Raw genomic sequence first — 21,888 nt, 5'->3', positions numbered from 1 at the left:
ACCGTCGACTTTCACTTTCTGGCAGCTGCCGTCCACCCGGATCGGCGGTTCGCCCCTGCTGGATGGAGCTTTCGGTGATCTCTCCCTACAAAGGCAAGACCGGTCTGCGCCGGGTCATCAACGCCACGGGCTATTCCCTGGCCGGGCTGCGCACGGCCTTTCGCCAGGAAGCGGCCTTTCGCTCACTGGTGGTGCTCAATGTAGTGCTGGTACCGCTGGCGTTCTGGTTGGACGTCAGTCGCGGCGAGCGGGCGCTGCTGGTGGCGGTCTGCCTGCTGTCGCTGGTGGTCGAGCTGTTCAACGCCGCCATCGAGGCAGTGGTGGATCGGATTTCCCTGGACTGGCACGAACTGTCGAAGAACGCCAAGGATCTGGGCAGCGCTGCGCAGTTCGTGGCCATGTTCATCATCGCCGCGGTCTGGGGCATCGTCCTGCTCGGTTGAGCAGGACCCCGATCAGAGGGTAGCGCCCAGGGTGGCACCCGCCGTGGTGTCGTCCGCGGCCAGGCCCTGTTCCAGCACGCTGGGCTGGGCCGAGTGGATGACCTTGTGGATGAAGTGCAGCTTGGCGATCACTGGCGCGGGCAGGGCGAAGGGATAGAAGTCCGGCTGGCCCATGCTGCGGGACAGTTCGTTGAGCATGGCTGCCAGTTCGATCCAGGCATTGGCGAAGCCAAGGAATTCGTCATCGCTGCGGTCCTCGGCCTCGTACAGCGCCTCACGGGTGAAGGGCTGGAAATCCAGCTGCAGGCTGCCGGCGTTCATGCCCAGGCTGGCAGCGGTGGCCAGGGTGTCCATCATGTGCAGGTAGTGCGCCCAGGTCTCCGCCCAGTCTTCCCAGGGGTGCATGGTGGCGTAGGCGCTGACGTACTGGCTTTCCCAGCCAGCCGGCGCCCCCTGCTTGTAGTGGCGCTGCAGGGCCTCGCCATAGTCGGCGCGCTCGTCGCCGAACAGGGCGCGGAAGGGCTCCTCCCAGGCGGTGCCGGCGACCAGACGATCGAAGTAGTAGTGACCCACTTCATGGCGGAAATGGCCGAGCAGGGTGCGATAGGGTTCGTGCATGTCGGCGCGGACCTTTTCCCGGTGGGCATCGTCCGCTTCGAGGATGTTCAGGGTGATGAGGCCATTGGCGTGCCCGGTGGTGGGGGTGCCGGTGGCATCGGGGGCGAGAAAGTCGAAGGCGAGTCCATGCTCGGCATCCTGGCTCTGGGGGATTACCTGCAGGCCCAGGCCCAGCAACTGGGCGACCAGTTGCCGCTTGGCCAGCTCCAGCTTGCGCCAGCGCTCGCCGTTGCCCTCGAAGGACAGATCCGGAATGGTGTGATTGAGCTGGCAGGCCACGCAGAAGTTTTCGCCCGATTCGGCCGGCACCAGCCAGTTGCAGGCGGCCGGGGTATCCAGGTTGGCGCAGCGACGATAGAGGCCGCTGCTGGCCTCTGGCAGCTGCCAGAGGCCGCCTTCGGCGGGCTGAATGGCCGTTGGCGTGCCCTGGTCCGGGGCGTAGCCGAGGGCATTGCCGCAGGCCAGGCATTCGCTGTTGGGAAAGAAGATGGCCTGGCCGCAGGTGCAGTTGGCGACCTTGCGCTGGACGGGCAGGGCGCGCAGGGCATTACGTTGCTGACGATTCGAACTGTAGCTTCCGAGAAAATTGCGCATGGGGCTGATACCTGGCGAGAGCGGCCGCGTCGGACGCCGGCGGGGCGCTGGCGTCTTGCTAGCGGATTAGTAGAGCGGCCCGACCCTGGAGTTCCGGGTTGTTCGTCGCCTGGCACCGCCGGCGAGGGCTCTAGGATAGGTCCCCGGACCGGCATGCGCCCCGCTGGCCGCGGCGGCCCGTGTTTGCGGTGGCGCATCCCGAGCGACACCACTACCCTAGGTTACCGGCGAGACCGGCACGCCTGCCTGGCCGTGCCTGCCGACTCGACCTTTTCGAACCCGCTTTCGTAGCCTGTCAGCCGTCCTCCGACCATGCCCCCGAACGCTTCCCGCAATGCCAGCGACATGACCGGCAGCTACCACGAACTCTGGAGTCCGCGGGGTGGCGTGCGGCCGCCCTGGCGGCGCTTCTACGGGCACCTGGCCGGACTGCGACCCGCCCAGCTCGACCAGCGCCAGGCCCTGATCGCGCGGCAGATCCAGGAAAACGGCGTGACCTACAACGTCTACGCCGATCCCAAGGGCAGCGACCGGCCCTGGGCGCTGGACCTGCTGCCGCAGCTGATCTCGGCGGAGGAGTGGGCGCCCCTGGCCGCCGGCGTGGCGCAGCGGGCGCGCCTGCTGAACCGGGTGCTGGGCGATCTCTATGGCGAGCAGCGCCTGTTGCACGAGCGGCTGCTGCCGCCGGAGCTGGTGTTCGGCCACAACAACTTCCTCTGGGCCTGCCAGGGGTTGCGTCCGCCGGGCGATACCTGGCTGCACGTCTATGCGGTGGATCTGGCCCGCGCGCCCGATGGCCGCTGGTGGGTGCTGGCCGATCGCACCCAGGCGCCGTCCGGCGCCGGCTATGCGCTGGAGAACCGCCACATCGTGGCGCGGGCCTTTCCCGACCTGCACCGCGACCTGCAGGTCCAGCCGCTCAACGGCTATTTCCAGGCCCTGCAGCGCACCCTGAGCACCGGGCTGGACATCGGCGAGGAGGCGCCGCTGGCAGTGCTGCTGACGCCGGGGCGTTACAACGAGACCTACTTCGAGCACCTCTACCAGGCCCGCCAACTGGGCTTTCCGCTGGTGGAAGGCCAGGACCTCACGGTGCGCGATGCCTGCCTCTATCTCAAGACCCTGAGCGGGCTGAGACGGGTCCATGCGGTCTTCCGCCGGCTGGACGACGACTTCTGCGATCCGCTGGAGCTGCGCACCGATTCGGCGCTGGGCGTGCCCGGTCTGTTGGAAGCGGTACGCCAGGGCAACGTCATCATGGCCAATGCCCTGGGCAGCGGGCTGCTGGAGTCGCCCGGCTTGCTGGGCTTCCTGCCCGGCGTCTGCCAGGCCCTGCTCGGCGAGACCCTGGCGCTGCCCTCCGTGGCCACCTGGTGGTGCGGCGAGACGCCGGTACGGGAAGCGGCCCTGGCACGCCTGGCGGAGCTGGTGATCAAGCCGGCCTATCCGGCCCAGGGCTTCGAGCCGGTGTTCGGCAAGGCGCTGGATACCGAGGGACTGGCCGAATTGCGCGCGCGCATCCTGGCCACGCCCCATGCCTATGTCGCCCAGGAGCGTATCCAGCTGTCCCAGGCGCCGGTCTGGCAGGGCGGTAGCCTGCAGTCGCGGGCCATCGGCATGCGCGTCTATGCGGTGGCCAGCGAAGACGGCTACTGGGTGATGCCCGGCGGCCTGACCCGGGTCGCCCATGAGGGCGCCGCGGTGGTGTCCATGCAGCGCGGCGGGTCGAGCAAGGACACCTGGGTACTGGGTGGCAGTCGCGCTGCCGCCGAAGTGCCCGGGGCGCGGGTGCTGGGGGTGCGCGACCTGGTGCGCAAGGACCCCTTCCTGCCCTCGCGCACCGCCGAAAACCTGTTCTGGTACGGTCGCTACAGCGAACGTTGCGAGGATGCCGCGCGCCTTCTACGGATCGTCCTGAGTCGCTACCTGGACGCCGACGACGGCGGGCCGGCGGTGCAGTCGGCCATCGATCTGGCCACGGCCCTGGAGTTGCTGCCGGCGGGTGGCCGGCTGGCCGAGCAGTTGCACGCCGCCCTGGGGCCGGGGGACTTTCCCAGCGGCCTGGGCGCCAATTTGCAACGGCTGCACTGGGCCGCGGCCCAGGTGCGCGGACGGCTGTCGCCGGAGAACTGGCGCGCCATCCGCGAGGTGGAGCGCGAGGCCCATGGCCTGGGCCAGGTGGGTAGCGAGCCGGGCGAAGCGTTGCAGAGTCTCAACCGCCTGGTGATGGCGCTGGCGGCGGTGGCCGGCTTCACCTTCGACGACATGACCCACGACGAGAGCTGGCGCTTTCTGATGATCGGCCGGCGCATCGAACGGGTGCAATTCCTCGCCGGCAGCCTGGCGCACTTTCTCGAAGGGGGCGCCACCTGGGACGCGGCGGGCCTGGAATGGCTGCTGGAGCTGGGCAACAGCATCATCACCTATCGCTCCCGCTACCAGGCGGCGCCCCAGCTGATCCCGGTGCTGGACCTGCTGATGCTGCACGAGCACAACCCCTATTCGATCCGCTTCCAGCTGCATGCGCTGATCAACGCCGTGGAGCACCTGGAACGTTACTACGGCCTGCCCCGCGATCCAGCGCTGCACGATGCCTACGACCGGCTGCGCCGCTTCGACCTCGCGACCCTGGAGAACACCCTGTTCGGCGACGCCGGCCGGATCGAGGTGCAGCAGGGCCTGGCGCGCCTGTTGCGACAGATCGCCGAGGCCAGCAGCCAGCTGTCCGAGCGGGTCATCTATCGCTGCTTCGCCCATGTCGATGCCGTCAGCCAGCGCACGGTGTCCATGTGATGAACCAGGTCCGCTATCGCATCCAGCATGACACCCACTATCGCTACGAGGCGCCGGTGTCGCTTTCCCAGCAGTTGCTGCACCTGCTGCCGCGCGACTGCGCCTGGCAGCGTTGCCTGTCCCGGCAACTGGCGATCCTGCCGCAACCGACCCAGCGCCAGGACGCCTGGGACGCCTTTGGCAATCCGCTGACGCGGCTGTCCTTCGAGCGCCCCCACGACGAACTCTATGTCGGCACCGAACTGGAGGTGGAGGTGGACTCCCGCGCCGGACTCAGGCTGGCGGATTCGCCCCCCTGGGAAGAGGTGCGCGACGGTCTGCGCTATCCCGCCGCCCGGGTCCCGTTGGACGTCCACCACTTCCGCTTCGAATCGCCGGCGGTGCCCCTGGGCGGCATCTTCGCCCGCTTCGCCGAGGACTGCTTTCCACCGGGTCGGCCGCTGCTGCTGGGCTGTCGGGCGCTGATGGAAAAGATCCACCGCGAATTCCGCTTCGACGCCACCGCCACCCAGGTGGCGACGCCGCTGCGCGAGGTGCTGGAGCACCGCCATGGCGTCTGCCAGGACTTCGCCCACCTGATGCTGGCCTGCCTGCGCGCCCTGGGGCTGGTGGCGCGCTATGTCAGCGGCTATCTGCTGACCCGTCCGCCACCTGGCAAGCCCCGGCTGATCGGCGCCGACGCCTCCCATGCCTGGATCAGCGTGCATTGCCCGCTGCAGGGCTGGGTCGACTTCGATCCCACCAACGACGTCCTGCCGGACCTGGAACACATCACCCTGGCCTGGGGCCGCGACTTCACCGACGTCTCGCCGCTGCGCGGAGTGATCCTTGGCGGCGGCGACCACGATCCGGTGGTCGAGGTGACGGTGACGCCGCTGTAGGTCTGGGTGGCAGACGCAAGGCCGATCGCGAAGTCGCCGGGCTATCCCCGGCCATGACGGAAGGCGTGAAGCGGCGTCGCCTACTCCAGACAAACCTTGATGCTGTCGGGTCTCATGGGCCCAGCTGCCTAGCGTCTTGATCTGGAAAGACTTTTTTAGAGCGCTGCACACTTATTGTATATACAGCAGGGATAACTGGATTTGGATCATTACCGATAACACCTGTTTCAGGCCTTTACAATGCGTCTGGAATAGGATCACGGCCATTTTAAGCGCTTGACAGTCGTCTCCCTCCTGGTTAAATGTATATACATTAACAAGAGGGATCCCTATGTCCTCCGCCTTCACTTCCCGCCTGTGGCGCCACGTCACCCTGTTCGATGGCCTGCAGACCCTGCCCAAGCCCATGGCGGTCTGGGTCAAGAACGACCAGATTGCCGGTGTCTGGCCGGAGTCCGAGTTTCGTACCGAGCTGGCCCCAGGGGTCGAGCGGACGGAAGTGGGTGGAGTGATGACGCCGGGCCTGGTGGATTGCCATACCCATCTGGTCCATGCCGGCCAGCGTGCCGGGGAATTCGAGCAGCGGTTGGAAGGGACGAGCTACGCCGAGATCGCCCGTGCCGGTGGTGGCATCCTCGGCACGGTGCGCGCGACGCGGGCGGCCAGCGAGGCCGAACTATTCGCCGTCGCCCGACCGCGCTTGCAGGCGCTGATCGACGAGGGCGTCACCACCGTGGAGATCAAGTCCGGCTATGGCCTGACGGTGGCCGACGAGCTCAAGCTGTTGCGGGTCGCCCGCCAGCTGGGCGAGGCGCTGCCGGTCCGGGTGATCACCACGCTGCTGGGCGCCCATGCCGTACCACCGGAATTCCAGGGCGATGCCGACGGCTACGTCGACCTGGTCTGCCAGGAGATGATCCCGGCCGCGGTGGCCGAGGGCCTGGCCGACGCGGTGGACGTCTTCTGCGAGGGCATCGCCTTTTCGCCGGCCCAGTGTGAGCGGGTATTCCTGGCGGCGCGCGAGCACGGCCTGCCGATCAAGGCCCATGCCGAGCAGCTGTCCAATCTGGGTGGCAGCGTCCTGGCCGCCCGCTTGGGCGCCCTGTCCACGGATCACGTGGAATACCTCGATGGAGCCGGGGTGCGCGCCATGGCCGCCGCCGGCACCGTCGCCGTGCTCCTGCCCGGTGCCTTCCTGATGCTGGGCGAAACCCAGCACCCGCCGGTGGAATTGCTGCGGCGGTACGGGGTGCCCATGGCCCTGGCCAGTGACGCCAATCCCGGCACCTCACCGCTCTATCTGCCGACCCTGATCGCGCACCTGGGCTGCACCCTGTTTCGCCTCACGCCCCGCGAGGCCTTGGCCGGCATGACCGCCCACGCCGCCCAGGCCCTGGGGCGCCCGGAGCTGGGCCGTATTCAGGTGGGCGCCCCGGCGGATCTCTGCCTGTGGGACATCGGTCAGCCGGCGGAGCTGGCCTATGAGGTGCGTCCGGGGCGCCTGCGTCAGCGCGTCTTCGGCGGGGAGGTGCAGCATGTTCGCTGATCACCAGACCCTGGAAGGCTGGACCGGCCGTACCGATCCGGAAGCCGACGCCTTGCGCTGGCACCAGTGCATCCAGCCGCTGGCCGCGGACAGCGCGCCGGGTATGGCGCTGCTGGGTTTCGCCTGCGACGAGGGGGTGCGGCGCAATCAGGGTCGCACCGGCGCTGCCGAGGGGCCCTTAGCTCTGCGGCGCGCCCTGGCCAATGTCGCCTGGCAGCGGCAGGGCCCGGCCTATGACGCCGGTGATGTCCGCTGCGCCGACGGCGATCTGGAAGGCGCCCAGACGCGCCTGACCGGGGCCGTGTGCGATCTGCTGGACGGCGGTCATCTGCCGCTGGTGCTGGGCGGCGGCCACGAGGTGGCCTGGGCCAGTTGGTCGGGCCTGGCGCTGCACCTGGCCAAGACGCTACCCAGGCCGCGCATCGGCATCGTCAATTTCGATGCCCACCTGGACCTACGCGATCCGGCGCGGGGGCCCACCTCCGGTACGCCCTTCGCCCAGATCGCCGCGCACTGCGCCCATCGCGATTGGCCCTTTCGCTATGCCTGCCTGGGCCTGAGCCTGGCGGCCAACACTCGCACGCTGCTCAGGCGTGCCGCGGAGCTGGATGTGCTGATCCGCGAAGACCATGAGATTCGCGAGGCCAGCCTGGAACGGATCGGCGCCGAGCTGGACGCCTTCGTCGCCGGCTGCGATGCCCTCTATCTGACCTTCGACCTGGATGTGCTGCCGGCGGGCGAGGCGCCCGGGGTCAGCGCCCCCGCCGCTCATGGCGTGGGTATCGCACTGCTGGAACCCCTGATCCGCCGGCTCAAGGCCAGTGGCAAGTTGCGCCTGGCCGACGTGGCCGAACTCAATCCCGCACTCGACCAGGATAGCCGTACGGCCCGGGTCGCGGCGCGGCTGATCCATACCCTGGCACTGGACCTCTAGGGCCTGCCGCGAACAACAAGAGAGGAAGATCCCATGACCCGTTTTCGTGAAGGTGAGATTCGCGCCCCCCGCGGCACCCAGCTCAATGCCAAGAGCTGGCTGACCGAGGCGCCGCTGCGCATGCTGATGAACAATCTCGATCCCGCGGTCGCGGAAAATCCCCAGGAGCTGGTGGTCTACGGCGGCATCGGCCGCGCGGCGCGCAACTGGGAGTGCTACGACAGGATCGTCGAGAGCCTCAAGGCGCTGGGTGACGACGAAACCCTGCTGGTGCAGTCGGGCAAGCCGGTCGGGGTGTTCAAGACCCACGCCGACGCCCCGCGCGTGCTGATCGCCAACTCCAACCTGGTGCCGCACTGGGCCAGCTGGGAGCACTTCAACGAACTGGATGCCAAGGGCCTGGCCATGTACGGCCAGATGACCGCCGGCAGCTGGATCTACATCGGCAGCCAGGGCATCGTCCAGGGCACCTACGAGACCTTTGTCGAGGCCGGGCGCCAGCACTATCAAGGCGACCTGCGCGGACGCTGGGTGCTGACCGCCGGCCTGGGTGGCATGGGCGGTGCCCAGCCCTTGGCCGCGACCCTGGCCGGTGCCTGCTCCCTGAACATCGAGTGCCAGCAGACCAGCATCGACTTCCGCCTGCGCAGCCGCTATGTCGACGAGCAGGCCACCGACCTCGATGACGCCCTGGCGCGTATTGCCCGCTACACCGAGGAAGCCAAGACCCGCGAAGGCAAGGCCATTTCCATCGCCCTGCTGGGCAATGCCGCCGAAATCCTTCCGGAACTGGTCCGCCGTGGCGTGCGCCCGGATATGGTCACCGACCAGACCAGCGCCCATGACCCGCTCAATGGTTATCTGCCGATCGGCTGGAGCTGGGCCGAATACAAGGATCGCGCGGTCACCGATCCGGCGGGCGTGGTCAAGGCCGCCAAGCAATCCATGGCCGCGCATGTGCAGGCCATGCTCGACTTCCAGAAGATGGGCGTCCCCACCTTCGACTACGGCAACAACATCCGCCAGATGGCCCAGGAAGCCGGCGTCGCCGATGCCTTCGCCTTCCCGGGCTTCGTGCCGGCCTATATCCGCCCGCTGTTCTGCCGCGGCATCGGTCCCTTCCGCTGGGCCGCGCTGTCGGGCGATGCCGAGGACATCTATCGCACCGACGCCAAGGTCAAGGAACTGATCCCCGATGACGCCCATCTGCACCGCTGGCTGGACATGGCCCGCGAGCGCATCGCCTTCCAGGGCTTGCCGGCGCGCATCTGCTGGGTCGGCCTGGGCCTGCGCGCCAAGCTGGGCCTGGCCTTCAACGAGATGGTGCGCAGCGGCGAACTCAAGGCACCCATCGTCATCGGCCGTGACCACCTGGACTCCGGCTCGGTATCCAGCCCCAATCGCGAGACCGAGGCCATGCGGGACGGCTCCGATGCCGTTTCGGACTGGCCACTGCTGAACGCCCTGCTCAACACCGCCAGTGGCGCCACCTGGGTCTCGCTGCACCACGGCGGCGGGGTAGGGATGGGCTTCTCCCAGCATTCCGGGATGGTCATCGTCTGCGACGGCACCGACGCCGCCGCCGCCCGCATCGCCCGGGTGCTGCACAACGACCCGGCCACCGGGGTGATGCGCCACGCCGACGCCGGCTATGACATCGCCATCGACTGTGCCCGCGAGCAGGGCCTGAATCTGCCCATGCTCAAGGGCTGAGCAACCTGGCGCCGGTGGGTAGCACCGGCGCGCCGTTCCCGACAACAACAAGAGCGCCGTCCTGCGGCGCGGTGGAGCGCGACCCATGGCAAAGACCGGTACCCCCGTGATCGAGCGCCGCTCGATCGATTTCATCCCCGAGGCCGAGCGTCACGGCCGGCTCTACAGCCAGTTCACCCTCTGGCTGGGCGCCAATCTGCAGATCACCGCCATCGTCACGGGTGCCCTCGCCGTGGTCCTGGGGGGCGACGTATTCTGGTCGCTGATCGGGCTGTTCATCGGCCAGTTGCTAGGGGGCGGGGTGATGGCCTTGCACGCCGCCCAAGGTCCGCGGCTCGGCCTGCCGCAGATGATTTCCAGTCGGGTACAGTTCGGCGTCTATGGCGCGGCGATCCCCATCGTGCTGGTGTGCCTGATGTACCTGGGTTTCACCGCCACCGGTACCGTGCTGTCCGGCCAGGCGATCGCGCAACTGGTCGGCATCAGCGACAGCGCCGGCATCCTGGTCTTTGCCGCCTGCATCGTGGTGGCCACGGTGCTGGGCTACCGCGTGATCCACTGGGTCGGTCGGCTGGCCAGCGTGCTGGGCATCCTGGCCTTCTGCTATCTGTTCGCCCGGCTGATCAGCCTCGGTGACCTGGGCGCCTTGTTGCAGATCCGCCATTTCAGCTGGGCATCCTTTCTGCTGGCCGTGTCCTTGGCCGCCTCCTGGCAAATCGCCTATGGCCCCTATGTGGCGGACTATTCGCGCTACCTGCCGAGCGCGACCTCCAGCTGGAAGACCTTTGCTGCGGTAGGGGCCGGTTCGGTACTCGGCGCCCAGGCGGCCATGATCCTCGGTGTGCTGGCTGCAGCCCTGGCGAACGGGCAGTTCGCCGGGCGCGAGGTGGCCTACATCGTCGGCCTTGGCGGCAGCGGTGTGACCGCGGCGTTGCTGTACTTCAGCATCGCTTTCGGCAAGATCACCATTTCCACGCTCAACTCCTATGGCAGCTTCATGTGCATTGCCACGGTGATCAGCGGCTTTCGTGGTCATCTGGAGGTTTCGCGGCTGCAGCGCCTGGGCTTCGTGCTCGTCATCGTCGGGGCCGCCACCCTGGTGGCGCTGTTGGGCCAGCAAGAATTCCTCGGTGCCTTCAAGTCCTTCATCCTCTTCCTGCTGACCTTCTTCACGCCCTGGAGCGCGGTCAACCTGGTGGACTACTACGCCATCAATCACGGTCGCTACGACCTGGCAGCCCTCGCCGATCCGAACGGACGTTACGGCCGCTGGAACCCTGCCGGCCTGCTCGCCTATGGCGTCGGGGTGCTGATCCAGCTGCCGTTTCTCTCGACCAAGCTCTACACCGGCCCGCTGGTGGCACACCTGGGTGGTGTGGACATCTCCTGGATCATCGGCCTCTTGGTGCCGGCGATCCTCTATTACCTGCTTGCCCGTCGCCACGCGCTGCAGAGCGCACGACCGGTCGCAGCCTGAATGCCCTTGATCAATGCCGGCGTCCCGATGGCCCGGCTCTGGAGTCCTAGATGAACACCCTGACCCTGAAACCTGGCACCCTCGACCTGGCCCAGCTGCGCCAGGCCTATCGGCAGCCGCTGCGCGTCGAGCTGGATCCGGCCGCTCATGCCGCCATCGACGCCAGCGTGGCCTGCGTGGGAAGCATCCTGGCCGAAGGCCGGACCGCCTATGGCATCAACACCGGCTTCGGCCTGCTGGCCTCGACGCGGATCGCGCCGGCGGATCTGGAAAAGCTGCAGCGCTCCCTGGTGCTGTCCCATGCCGCCGGCGTGGGCGAGGCCCTGGACGATGACCTGGTGCGGCTGATCATGCTGCTCAAGGTCAACAGCCTGGCCCGCGGTTTCTCCGCCATTCGCCGCCAGGTCATCGAGGCGCTGATCGCCCTGATCAATGCCGAGGTCTATCCGCACATCCCGCTCAAGGGCTCGGTGGGGGCCTCGGGTGACCTGGCGCCGCTGGCGCACATGTCGCTGGTGCTGATCGGCGAGAGCAAGGCCCGCTACCGGGGCCAGTGGCTGCCGGCCCGCGAGGCGCTGGCAGTGGCGGGCCTGGCGCCCCTGACCCTAGCGGCCAAGGAGGGCCTGGCGCTGCTCAATGGCACCCAGGTGTCCACCGCCTATGCCTTGCGCGGCCTGTTCGAGGGTGAAGACCTGTTCGCCGCGGCCACGGTCTGCGGCGGCTTGAGCGTCGAGGCCATGCTCGGTTCCCGGGCGCCCTTCGATGCGCGCATCCATGCCGCGCGGGGCCAGCGTGGCCAGATCGACGTGGCCGCGGCCTATCGCGAACTGCTCACCGACAGCAGCGAGGTGTCCCGCTCCCATGCCAATTGCGACAAGGTCCAGGATCCCTATTCGCTGCGCTGCCAGCCCCAGGTGATGGGCGCCTGCCTGACCCAGCTGCGCCAGGCCGCCGAGGTGCTGGAGGTGGAGGCCAATGCCGTGTCCGACAATCCCCTGGTGTTCGCCGAGGAGGGCGACGTCATCTCCGGCGGCAATTTCCACGCCGAGCCGGTGGCCATGGCCGCCGACAACCTGGCCCTGGCGCTGGCCGAGATCGGCGCCCTGTCGGAGCGGCGCACCTCGCTGATGATGGACCGGCACATGTCCCAGCTGCCGCCCTTCCTGGTGGAGAACGGCGGGGTCAATTCCGGCTTCATGATCGCCCAGGTCACCGCCGCGGCCCTGGCCAGTGACAACAAGGCGCTGGCCCATCCGGCCAGCGTCGACAGCCTGCCCACCTCGGCCAACCAGGAAGACCACGTGTCCATGGCGCCCAACGCCGGCAAGCGGCTGTGGGCCATGGCCGAGAACGTGCGCGGCATCCTCGCCATCGAGTGGCTGGGTGCTTGCCAGGGCCTGGACTTCCGGCATGGCCTGAAGAGTTCGGAACGCCTGGAAAGGGCGCGCAGCCTCTTGCGCGAGCAGGTGCCCTACTACCAGGAAGACCGCTTCTTCGCCCCCGACATCGAGGCGGCCAGCGCGCTGCTGGCCAGCGGTTGCCTGAACGCGCTGGTCACGCCGCGGCTGCTGCCGAGTCTCTGAGGATGACGCGGTCCGGCAGCCAGAGCGCCGGACCGCGCGTTATCATCGGCTTCCCATTTTCCGGCCCGGAGCTCGCGTGAGCAGCACGACACCCCCACGCTACAAGGTGATCGAGGACTTCCTGCTCGAACGCATCCAGGGTGGTGCCTACCCGGTGCATCACCAGATCCCCACCGAGGAGCAGCTGGCGCGGGATTTCGCCGTCAGCCGCATGACCGCCAACAAGGCCATCACCCGCCTGGTGCAGCAGGGCTACCTGACGCGCCAGGCCGGCCTCGGCACCTTCGTCATCGAGCGCAAGGCCGAGTCCTCGCTGCATGAGGTGATGAACATCGCCGCCGAGGTGCGCGCCCGAGGGCATGCGTATTCCAATGAGGTGCTGCGCAGCGAGGCCATCGCCGCCGACGACGAGGTGGCCTTGCGCCTGGGGCTGCGGATCGGAAGCCAGGTGTTTCACAGCATTCTGGTACATCGCGAGAATGGCCTCCCCATCCAGTTGGAAGACCGCTATGTCAATCCGCGCTGGGTTCCGCACTACCTGGAAAGCGACTTCAGCCGCCAGACGCCCAACGAGGTGCTGGTGACCAGCTGTCCGATCAGCGATGTAGAGCACATCGTCGAGGCGGTGCTGGCCAGCGCCCAGACCGCCCGCTGGCTGGAGATCGCCGAGGGGGCGGCCTGCCTGTCGATGATCCGCCGGACCTGGTCGGACGAGCATCTGGTCAGTTACGTGCGGCTGTTGCATCCGGGCGACAGGTACAAGCTGAGCTCGACGACCCGGCATCGCTGAGGGGCGTGGCGTGAGGAGGGGTGTTGGCTGCGCTGCGCTCAGCCCAACCTACGAGGACATCGCCTGCGTCGTACCGCCCCCTCTTACCTGGGGAGAGGGGGCTCGGTATCGCTGTTGGGCTTCGCTGTGCTCAACCCAACCTACGAGGACATCGCCTGCGCCTTACCGCCCCCTCTCCCCTTGGGAGAGGGCTGGGGTGAGGGTAGCCCCTGCAGCCAACGCTCAGAGCTTGCCTACCAGGGCCACGGCGTCCTGTTTGGTCTGGTCGCGCGAAGCCTGGTCGACATCGGCACCGAACAGGGTCTTTTCCACCACCACGGTGTGCATCCGGTCGATGCCGACCATCTCGCACCAGGTGCGCAGATAGGACTCCTGGTGCTCCTGGCGATCCAGGGCCGCGCCGCGGGCGGCGATCACCAGCGCCTGGCGGCCGCCGAGCAGGCCGTTGAGGCCGCGGTCGTCGAAGGTGAACAGCAGGTCCTTCTGGCTGACCACGTCGAACAGCTGCTTGAGCTTGTAGGGGATGCCGAAATTCCAGCAGGGCACGCCGAACACCAGCACATCGGCGGCCTTGAAGCGCTGAGCCAGTTCCTTGGCCACCTTCCAGGCGTGCTCCTGCTCGCCGCTGAGGGACTCGCCCTGGATGCCGGCGTACTTGGCGTCGAGGATGGGACCGTCGAATTCCGGCAGGTCGCAATGCCAGGCGTCGAGGGTATCGACCTCGGCGTCGGGGTGTTTGCCCTGCCAAGCCTCGATGAAGGCCGTGGCGACTTCCAGCGAGGCGGAGCGATCCTGGCGGGGCGAACCTATCACGTGCAACAGACGGGGCATGGCAGATCCTTGGAGGATGGGGATTGCGATAACTATAAGCGTCTCGCTGGGGTGCGCCAACGTCGGATAGGGTGTGCCGATGGATGGTCTGGGAGGCGGTTCCTGGCGTGACGATGGGTGTTGGGCGGGCCCTCACCCCAACCCTCTCCCAGAGGGAGAGGGGGTGGTTTGGTGTGGGCGGGAGGCTGCGCTCCTCGTAGGGTGGACAACGGCGCAGCCTTGTCCACGCGTTCGGCATGGGCACAGGTGGAAAACGCTGCGCGGTTTTCCACGCTACGGCTGCGATTTGGCGCGGGCCCTCACCCCAGCCCTCTCCTGGAGGAAGAGGGGGCGGTTTGGTGTGGGCGAGATGCTGCGTGCGTGTCGGGTGGACAACGGCGCAGCCTTGTCCACGCGTTTGGCATGGGCACAGGTGGAAAACGCTACGGCTGGGCGAGGCTACGTAGGTTGGGTTGAGCGCAGCGAAGCCCAACAACCATCCATCCCCGCCTCAGGCCGAACCGGCCTCGGTGCGCAGGGCCGGACCACGCAGGCCGAGCAGGGTGTCCACCACCAGGAACAGCAGCAGGCTGCCGCCCAGCACCGGCAGGCTCAGGCCGAGCAGCACGGCCGTCACCGGCACCAGCAGACGCGGCAGCGGCGGCAGCTGGCGCCAGAGGGCGATCAGGCCGGGTTGTGCCGGATCGCGGCTGGGGCGGCGGCGCCACCAGAGCAGATAGCCCCAGACGGTCATGACCAGCAGGCCGAGGGCGATGGCCACCAGCACCAGCTGGTTGGCCAGACCGAACAGCACGCCCATATGGGCATCGATCCCCCAGCGGGTCAGCTTGGCCGGCAGCGAGTACTGGGCGAAGCGCACCTGGTCTACCACCTGGAGGCTGGTCGGATCGACGGCGACGGCGTCCACCTGGGTCGGCCAGCGGCGGTCGATCTCGCTGACCGTCCAGGCCTTGTCGGCGCTACGGGCCGGACGGATCTCCAGCTTGCCTGCGTCGATGCCGGCGGCGCGGGCGCTGGCCAGTACCCGGTCGAAGGTGGCTGGATCCTGCGGCGGCGCCATGGTCATGTGCATGGCGCCATGGCCGTGGTGCTCAGCGTGCTCGTCGTGGGCCATGGCCGGTGCCGGTGCGCTGCCCAGGGCGGTCTTCACGCTGGGCGTGGACCAGCCATAGTGGGCGCGCAGCACGCCGATGTTGTCGCCGGCGAAGCGCGACCAGGTCAGGCCGGTGGCGGAGAGGAACAGCAGTCCGCCCAGCAGCCAGACGCCGGTGCTGGCATGCAGACCGCGCAGCCCTCGGGCCGGGCGGCGCTGGCGGCGCCGCACCAGCCACAGCGTGAGACCGCCGAGGGCCGCGACCCACAGCCAGGAGGCGGCCAGCTCGCTGTAGAGGCGGCCGGGTTCGCCCAGCAGCAGGCTACGGTGGAACTGATCGATGGCGGTGCGCAGCGGCAGGATGCCGCTGGTGCCATAGACGGTCAGGTCGCCACGGATGGCGCCGGTGACCGGATCGACGAAGAGGGCGCGATGGGCCGATTCGCCCAGGGACGGATCGTTGAACATCACCCGGGTGGTGTCGCCCGCCGCAGGGGCGGGACGTACCGCGCCCAGGGTCAGGGCCGGACCGGCGACGGCCTGGGCGGCGCGGACCTGCTCGGCCAGTGGCAGGGCTTCGCCACGGCTGGGGGTGTGCAGGGCCTCGGCATAGAGGCGCGCTTCCAGTTGCGGCGTGAGGGCATAGAGCAGGCCGCTGGCGGCGGCCACCAGCAGAAAGGGACCGACGAACAGGCCGATGAGGAAATGCAGCCGCGCCAGCAGTTGCAGCAGCGGCCCCGGCGCCTTGGCGGCCGGAGCGGAGGGGTGCGAAGTCATAGCGTTCACCACGGAGCGACGCGTGGCCAGCGAGGGGCCACGCGCGGGATTACGAAAAGAGAGGACAGCCGTCTTTCGTCGCCGAGGTGTCAGGGCGCCTGGGGATGGAGCGTGGAGCGTCGCGCGCGGGGTGGGGGCGGCAGTGCGCTCTGGTAGCGACGGCGATGGGGATCGCCAGGGCGCAGCAGCCATTGCAGGGCGACGGCCAGCAGGGTGGCGAGGAACAGGGTGGCGGCGAAGACGCAATCACCCGTGGGCGAGAGGGTCGTCACGCTGCCGCCCGGGAGGCCCGCGTGCATGCCGGCCATGTCATCACCCTGGACGACCTGAGCATGCAGGCCGTGATGGTGCTCGTGCACCTGGCCAAGGGATGGCAGGACCGGCAGGGTGAGACGTGCCAGCATCTGACCATGGCCCAGGGCGCAGACGAGTCCGTTCAACAGGATGCAGGCGAGCAGCATCCAGGCGAGCGAAGCGCGCGGGAAACGGACGGTTTTCATGGCTGGGACTGTATCATCGTCGCGAGCGGCGCACAGCCCGGCCGGCGCGGCCCTGCGCCGAAATGTCGCGCCCCGCCCGCTGCCGAAGAGACCAAACACCGCCATGAGCCAAGCGCCTTCCATCAGCCTGGAACGGATCACCGCCGCGGATGACGAGACGCTGGGCTTCCTGCTGGCGAGCTATCGCGAGCTGTTCGGTAGCCGTATCGAGGCGACGACCCTACCCCCGGATCTACAGGGCTTCGCCGACCACTATGGGGCAGGTCGCGGCTGCCTGCTGATCGCCCGAGGTGCCGCCGGGGAGCCCCTCGGCAGCATCGCCTACCGGCCCTACGACCGGCGCTTTCCGCAGCTGGCCTATCCTGGCGAGCGGGTGGTGGAGGTGGTGCGGCTGTATGTGGCGCTGCAGCAGCGTCGCCAGGGCCTGGCGCGACGGCTGTTCAGGGCGCTGCTGGCCCAGGCGCGGCAGGAGGCGGTCGACCGCCTCTATCTGCACACCCACCCCTTCCTGCCCGGGGCCGAGGCTTTCTGGCTCGGCCAGGGCTTCCGGGTCGTCGAACGGGAGACGACCCTGCCCTGGCAGACCATCCATCTGGATCGACGGCTGGACAGCCCTCAGGCGTCCGCCGGCCCGCGACAGAGCAGATAGGTATCCATGATCCAGCCGTGTTCTTCGCGCGCGGCACTGCGCACCTGGTGGATCTCTTCAGCCACCTCCTGCAGTGGTCCGGCGATGAGGATCTCGTCCGCCGTGCCGACATAGGCGCCCCAGTAGATGTGCAGGCCGGGCTCATCCAGGCGGCGATAGGCCTCGTGGGAATCGAGCATCACCACCAGGCTGTCCAGGTGCGCGGGAAAGCGCTCCAGGCGCCGGCCGGGGGTGATCTCCAGGGCCTGGCCGATGCGATTGAGCGGCACCCGGTGGCGCGCGGCCAGGGCCTGGACGCTTGAGATGCCGGGGATCACCTCGTAGTCGAAGTCCAGCCGGCCGTCGCGCCGGATCGCCGCTAGGATGCGCAGGGTGCTGTCGTACAGCGCCGGATCGCCCCAGACCAGGAAGGCGCCGCATTCGTCGTCCGCCAGCTCGTGCTCGATCATCTGTTCCATCAACGCCTGCTTGGCGGCATTGAGGTCGTCCACCGCCTGGCGATAGTCGCCTTCGCGGCGGCGCTCGGGGATGGGCGCGGTGACGAAACGATAGTCCGCTTGGCGGATGTGGCGTGCGCAGATGGTCTCGCGCAGGTGGATCAGGCTGTCCTTTTCCGTGCCCTTGTCGAACAGGAAGAAGGTACTGGCGCGATTGAGGGCGGCGATGGCCTGGAGGGTGAGGTAATCGGGATCGCCGGCGCCGATGCCGATGACCAGCAGGGTTTTCATGGGGTGGCCTCGATGGAAGGAGCAGCGCCCAGTGTAACCAGGGATGTCTCTTCGGTAGAGCCGTCCGTGAGCGTCATGCTAGTTTCGACCGGTTTGCCCGCTCACAGGCAGGGACGGAGGGGATAGGGATGACGATGACGGCGACCTGGCGACGCATACCCCGTGGCGTCTGGATTCTGGGTGGCGTGAGCCTGTTCATGGATATCTCCTCGGAGATGATCCACAGCCTGCTGCCGCTGTTCCTGGCTACCGGTCTGGGCCTGAGCGTGCTCTATATCGGCATCCTCGAAGGGGTGGCCGAGGCGACCGCGCTCATCACCAAGATCTTTTCCGGCGTACTTAGCGACTACCTGGGCAAGCGCAAGGGCCTGGCGGTGCTGGGCTATGGCCTGGGCGCCCTGAGCAAGCCGCTGTTCGCCCTGGCCAGTGGTGCCGGCCTGGTGTTCGGCGCGCGCTTCCTGGATCGCATCGGCAAGGGCATTCGCGGCGCACCGCGCGACGCCCTGGTGGCCGACGTCACGCCGCCGGAGATCCGCGGTGCCGCCTATGGCCTGCGCCAGTCGCTGGATACCCTCGGTGCCTTTCTCGGCCCGCTGCTGGCGGTGGGGCTGATGCTGCTCTGGGCCAACGATTTCCGCGCGGTGTTCTGGGTGGCGGTGATCCCCGCCTTCATCGCCGTCGCCTTGCTGTATTTCGGCCTGGAGGAACCCAAGGCGGCCATCGTCCAGGCGCGCACCAATCCGCTCACCCGCAGCCAGCTGCGCAAATTGCCGGCGGCCTTCTGGCAAGTGACGCTGCTTGGTGGTGTCTTCACCCTGGCGCGCTTCAGCGAGGCCTTCCTGGTGCTCAAGGCCGAGCAGGTGGGCGTACCCCTGGCGCTGGTGCCGCTGGTGATGGTGGGCATGCACCTGGTGTTCTCACTGTCGGCCTATCCACTGGGGGCGCTGTCCGACCGGGTCAGCCATTGCGCGCTGCTGGCTTGGGGGCTGGTGCTGCTGATCCTGGCCGACCTGGCGCTGGCCTTCAGCAGCGGCTGGATCGGGCTGGCCCTGGGCATCCTGCTCTGGGGCCTGCACATGGGCATGACCCAGGGCCTGCTCGCCGCCATGGTCGCCCGCACCGCCCCGGCCGAGTTGCGCGGCACCGCCTTCGGCCTGTTCAACCTGGTCAGTGGCATCGCCCTTTTGCTGGCCAGCACCATCGCCGGCGCGCTCTGGCACTTCCTCGGCTCCGCCGCCACCTTCCAGTTCGGTGCCCTGGCGGCGACGCTGACGCTGCTGGTGCTGGCGGCCTGCCGCCGCAGCGTGGCACCGCCGGCAGGCTAGTCGAACAGGGGCCGCAGATAGGGCGCCGTGGGGCTGGCGGGATCCTCCGCCACTGCCCGCGGCGTGCCACTGGCGACGATGCGGCCACCCGCCGTGCCGGCGCCGGGGCCGATGTCGATCAGCCAGTCGCTGCCGGCCACCACCTGCAGGTTGTGCTCCACCAGCACCACCGTGTTGCCTTCGTCGACCAGGCCGTGCAGCTGGCGCATCAGGCGCTCCACGTCGGCCGGGTGCAGACCGGTAGTGGGTTCGTCCAGCACATAGAGGGTGGTGCCTCGGCTGGTGCGCTGCAGTTCGGTGGCCAGCTTGATGCGCTGAGCCTCGCCGCCGGAGAGTTCGGTGGCCGGCTGGCCCAGGCGCAGATAGCCCAGGCCGATGTCGGCCAGCACCCGCAGCGCGCGCGCCACCGGGGCTTCCTCGGCGAAGAAGGCCAGGGCCTCGTCCACCGTCAGATGCAGCACCTCGGCGATGGTCTTGCCCTGCCAGCGCACCTCCAGGGTCTCGGGGTTGTAGCGCGCGCCCTGGCAGGTGGGGCAGGCGGCATAGACGCTGGGCATGAACAGCAGTTCGACGCTGACGAAGCCCTCGCCCTCGCAGGTCGGGCAGCGGCCCTTGGCGACGTTGAAGGAGAAGCGTCCGGCGTCGAAGCCTCGTTCCTGCGCCTCGGGGGTGGCGGCGAACAGCTTGCGCACCCCGTCGAACAGGCCGGTGTAGGTGGCCAGGTTGGAGCGTGGGGTGCGGCCGATGGGCTTCTGGTCCACCGGTACCAGCCGGCGGATGCCGCCGAGGCCACCGACTACCTGGCCGGTGGTGGCGGGCAGGGCATCGCCGTCCAGTTCCGGGGCTTCGTCGCCATCTTCGGCGGCGCGCTGGCCCAGTTCGGCGCCCACCAGTTCCAGCAGCGCCTGGCTGACCAGGCTGGACTTGCCCGAACCGGAGACCCCGGTCACCGCCGTCAGGCAGCCCAGCGGAAAGGCGGCGTCCAGCCCCTTGAGATTGTTGCGGGTGACCCCGGCCAGCCGCAGCCAGCCCTGGGGTTCAAGGGGCGGCCGGGTCTCGCGTTGCGGCGCGGCGAACAGATAGCGCGCCGTCACCGACTCCTCGACCTCGGCCAGACCGGCGGGCGGGCCGCTGTAGAGTACCTGGCCACCGCCTTCGCCGGCCGCGGGACCGACATCCACCAGCCAGTCGGCGCGCTTCATGGTGGCCAGGTCGTGCTCCACCACGAACAGCGAATTGCCCTGGGCCTTGAGGCCGTCGAGGGCTTCCAGCAGCGACTCGCCATCGGCCGGATGCAGGCCAGCGGAAGGCTCGTCCAGCACATAGACCACGCCGAACAGCTGGGACACCAGCTGGGTGGCCAGGCGCAGGCGCTGCAATTCACCGGAGGAGAGGGTGGTGGTGCTGCGCTCCAAGGCCAGATAGCCAAGGCCCAGGCGGGTGAGGGTCTGCAGTCGTTCCAGCAATTCGCTGGCCATGCGCTGGGCGGCCAGGCGTTTCTCCGGCGAGAGATCGGGGGTACGGCGCACGTCCGGGGCACTGGCGTGATCGCTGCCGCCGGCGGCCTTGCGCCGGGCGCGATCCTGCTTACCGGCCTTGGCGTCCAGCACGCCCCTGTCCTGGGTGTCGTCGAAATCCCCCGCGGCCACCCGGCGCAGCAGCACGCTCAGGTCATCCAGCGGCAGGCGTGACAGCTCGCCGATGTCCAGGCCGGCGAAGGTCACCGAGAGCGCCGCCCGGGTCAGCCGCTTGCCGTGGCACAGCGGGCAGGTCTGGCCGATCATGAAGCGCGCCGCGCGCTGCTTCATCTTGGCGCTCTGGGAGTTGGCGAAGGTGTGCAGCACATGGCGCCGCGCCCCGGTGTAGGTGCCCTGGTAGCTGGGTTCGGCCTTGCGTTTGAGGGCGGCGCGGGTCTGTTCGGGGGTGAGGCCTGCATAGACTGGGACGGTGGGCTGCTCCTCGGTGAAGAGGATCCAGTCACGCTGCTTCTGTGGCAGGTCGCGCCAGGGGATGTCGACGTCATAGCCGAGGGTGACCAGGATATCGCGCAGATTCTGCCCGCCCCAGGCGGTAGGCCAGGCGGCGATGGCGCGCTGGCGGATGGTCAGCGACGGATCCGGCACCATGGAGGCTTCCGTGACCTCGTAGACCCGACCCAGGCCGTGGCACTCGGGACAGGCGCCCTGGGGCGTGTTGGGCGAGAAGTCCTCGGCATAGAGCATCGGCTGATCGGCGGGGTAGCGGCCGGCGCGGGAGTAGAGCATCCGCACCAGGCTGGAGAGCCCGGTCACGCTGCCCATGGACGAGCGACTGTTGGGCTGGCCGCGCTGCTGCTGCAGGGCCACCGCCGGCGGCAGGCCTTCGATGGCCTCCACCTGGGGCACCCCCACCTGGTCGATCAGCCGCCGCGCATAGGGCGCCACCGATTCGAAGTAGCGGCGCTGGGCCTCGGCATAGAGGGTGCCGAAGGCCAGCGATGACTTGCCCGAGCCGGACACCCCGGTAAAAACCACCAGGGCATCGCGGGGGATATCCACGTCGACGTTCTTCAGGTTGTGCTCGCGAGCACCGCGGACGGAGACGAAACCGGGACGGGGGGAGGAGGGCATGACG

The 21,888-nt window shown here is 68.4% G+C and carries 17 protein-coding genes; 11 read left to right on the top strand and 6 right to left on the bottom strand.

Going from position 1 to position 21,888, the window contains the following annotated elements; all coding sequences use genetic code 11:
* Positions 1-62: 62 nt before the first annotated feature.
* On the top strand, positions 63-443 hold the full coding sequence (locus C722_RS0102640; RefSeq protein WP_037062971.1) for a diacylglycerol kinase: 381 nt from the start codon (positions 63-65) through the stop codon (positions 441-443).
* A gap of 12 nt (positions 444-455) precedes the next feature.
* Here C722_RS0102640 and C722_RS0102635 read toward each other — a convergent pair whose 3' ends face one another.
* Entirely contained in the window at positions 456-1,655 is a 1,200-nt protein-coding gene (locus C722_RS0102635) for a putative zinc-binding metallopeptidase (RefSeq protein ID WP_017639011.1), read from the bottom strand.
* A 312-nt stretch (positions 1,656-1,967) separates the two neighbouring features.
* On the opposite strand from C722_RS0102635, the gene C722_RS0102630 reads away from it, so the two are divergent.
* The 8 genes from C722_RS0102630 (at position 1,968) to hutC (ending at position 13,372) form a co-directional block, all read left to right on the top strand.
* Complete coding sequence (locus tag C722_RS0102630; RefSeq protein ID WP_017639010.1) at positions 1,968-4,448, top strand: circularly permuted type 2 ATP-grasp protein; 2,481 nt, start codon at positions 1,968-1,970, stop codon at positions 4,446-4,448.
* Positions 4,448-5,329, top strand: a complete 882-nt coding sequence (locus C722_RS0102625; RefSeq protein WP_017639009.1) for a transglutaminase family protein — start codon at positions 4,448-4,450, stop codon at positions 5,327-5,329. The genes C722_RS0102630 and C722_RS0102625 overlap by 1 nt, the downstream gene beginning before the upstream one ends.
* Before the next feature lie 331 nt (positions 5,330-5,660).
* Complete coding sequence (gene hutI, locus C722_RS0102615) at positions 5,661-6,875, top strand: imidazolonepropionase (protein WP_017639007.1); 1,215 nt, start codon at positions 5,661-5,663, stop codon at positions 6,873-6,875.
* Positions 6,865-7,809 carry a formimidoylglutamase gene (hutG, locus tag C722_RS0102610; protein WP_017639006.1) on the top strand — a complete coding sequence of 315 codons (945 nt, stop codon included), beginning with the start codon at positions 6,865-6,867 and terminating at the stop codon, positions 7,807-7,809. Before hutI ends, hutG begins: the two co-directional genes overlap by 11 nt.
* A gap of 33 nt (positions 7,810-7,842) precedes the next feature.
* Entirely contained in the window at positions 7,843-9,522 is a 1,680-nt protein-coding gene (gene hutU / locus C722_RS0102605) for a urocanate hydratase (protein ID WP_017639005.1), read from the top strand.
* Between the two features lie 85 nt (positions 9,523-9,607).
* Entirely contained in the window at positions 9,608-10,999 is a 1,392-nt protein-coding gene (locus tag C722_RS0102600) for a cytosine permease (protein ID WP_017639004.1), read from the top strand.
* Positions 11,000-11,049: 50 nt separating this feature from the next.
* The gene (gene hutH / locus C722_RS0102595; protein ID WP_017639003.1) at positions 11,050-12,582 is read left to right on the top strand and encodes a histidine ammonia-lyase; all 1,533 of its coding nucleotides are present in this window, start codon (positions 11,050-11,052) and stop codon (positions 12,580-12,582) included.
* A 76-nt stretch (positions 12,583-12,658) separates the two neighbouring features.
* The gene (gene hutC, locus C722_RS0102590; protein WP_017639002.1) at positions 12,659-13,372 is read left to right on the top strand and encodes a histidine utilization repressor; all 714 of its coding nucleotides are present in this window, start codon (positions 12,659-12,661) and stop codon (positions 13,370-13,372) included.
* A gap of 222 nt (positions 13,373-13,594) precedes the next feature.
* Here the strand turns inward: hutC and C722_RS0102585 are convergent, their stop codons facing one another.
* The 3 genes from C722_RS0102585 to C722_RS0102575 all read right to left on the bottom strand — a co-directional run bounded on the left by C722_RS0102585 (position 13,595) and on the right by C722_RS0102575 (position 16,573).
* Positions 13,595-14,203 (bottom strand): FMN-dependent NADH-azoreductase, encoded by a 609-nt coding sequence (locus tag C722_RS0102585; protein WP_017639001.1) that lies wholly within the window; start codon positions 14,201-14,203, stop codon positions 13,595-13,597.
* Between the two features lie 490 nt (positions 14,204-14,693).
* On the bottom strand, positions 14,694-16,073 hold the full coding sequence (locus tag C722_RS0102580; RefSeq protein WP_017639000.1) for a PepSY domain-containing protein: 1,380 nt from the start codon (positions 16,071-16,073) through the stop codon (positions 14,694-14,696).
* An 89-nt stretch (positions 16,074-16,162) separates the two neighbouring features.
* Positions 16,163-16,573 carry a hypothetical protein gene (locus tag C722_RS0102575; RefSeq protein ID WP_037062966.1) on the bottom strand — a complete coding sequence of 137 codons (411 nt, stop codon included), beginning with the start codon at positions 16,571-16,573 and terminating at the stop codon, positions 16,163-16,165.
* A 103-nt stretch (positions 16,574-16,676) separates the two neighbouring features.
* On the opposite strand from C722_RS0102575, the gene C722_RS0102570 reads away from it, so the two are divergent.
* On the top strand, positions 16,677-17,222 hold the full coding sequence (locus tag C722_RS0102570; RefSeq protein ID WP_017638998.1) for an N-acetyltransferase: 546 nt from the start codon (positions 16,677-16,679) through the stop codon (positions 17,220-17,222).
* On the opposite strand, the gene cobF is transcribed toward C722_RS0102570, so the two are convergent.
* Positions 17,189-17,950: a precorrin-6A synthase (deacetylating) gene (gene cobF / locus C722_RS0102565; RefSeq protein ID WP_017638997.1), complete on the bottom strand. Its 762-nt coding sequence runs from the start codon at positions 17,948-17,950 to the stop codon at positions 17,189-17,191. The genes C722_RS0102570 and cobF overlap by 34 nt on opposite strands.
* A 128-nt stretch (positions 17,951-18,078) precedes the next feature.
* On the opposite strand from cobF, the gene C722_RS0102560 reads away from it, so the two are divergent.
* A complete protein-coding gene (locus C722_RS0102560; protein ID WP_017638996.1) occupies positions 18,079-19,275 on the top strand; it encodes an MFS transporter in 1,197 nt (398 codons plus the stop codon).
* Here the strand turns inward: C722_RS0102560 and C722_RS0102555 are convergent.
* A complete protein-coding gene (locus tag C722_RS0102555; protein ID WP_017638995.1) occupies positions 19,272-21,884 on the bottom strand; it encodes an excinuclease ABC subunit UvrA in 2,613 nt (870 codons plus the stop codon). The genes C722_RS0102560 and C722_RS0102555 overlap by 4 nt on opposite strands.
* Positions 21,885-21,888: the final 4 nt, after the last annotated feature.

The sequence above is a fragment of the Pseudomonas sp. 313 genome, assembly GCF_000316965.1.
In the GTDB taxonomy this organism is placed as follows: domain Bacteria; phylum Pseudomonadota; class Gammaproteobacteria; order Pseudomonadales; family Pseudomonadaceae; genus Chryseomonas; species Chryseomonas benzopyrenica.
This window is presented reverse-complemented; position numbering and strand designations above follow the sequence as displayed.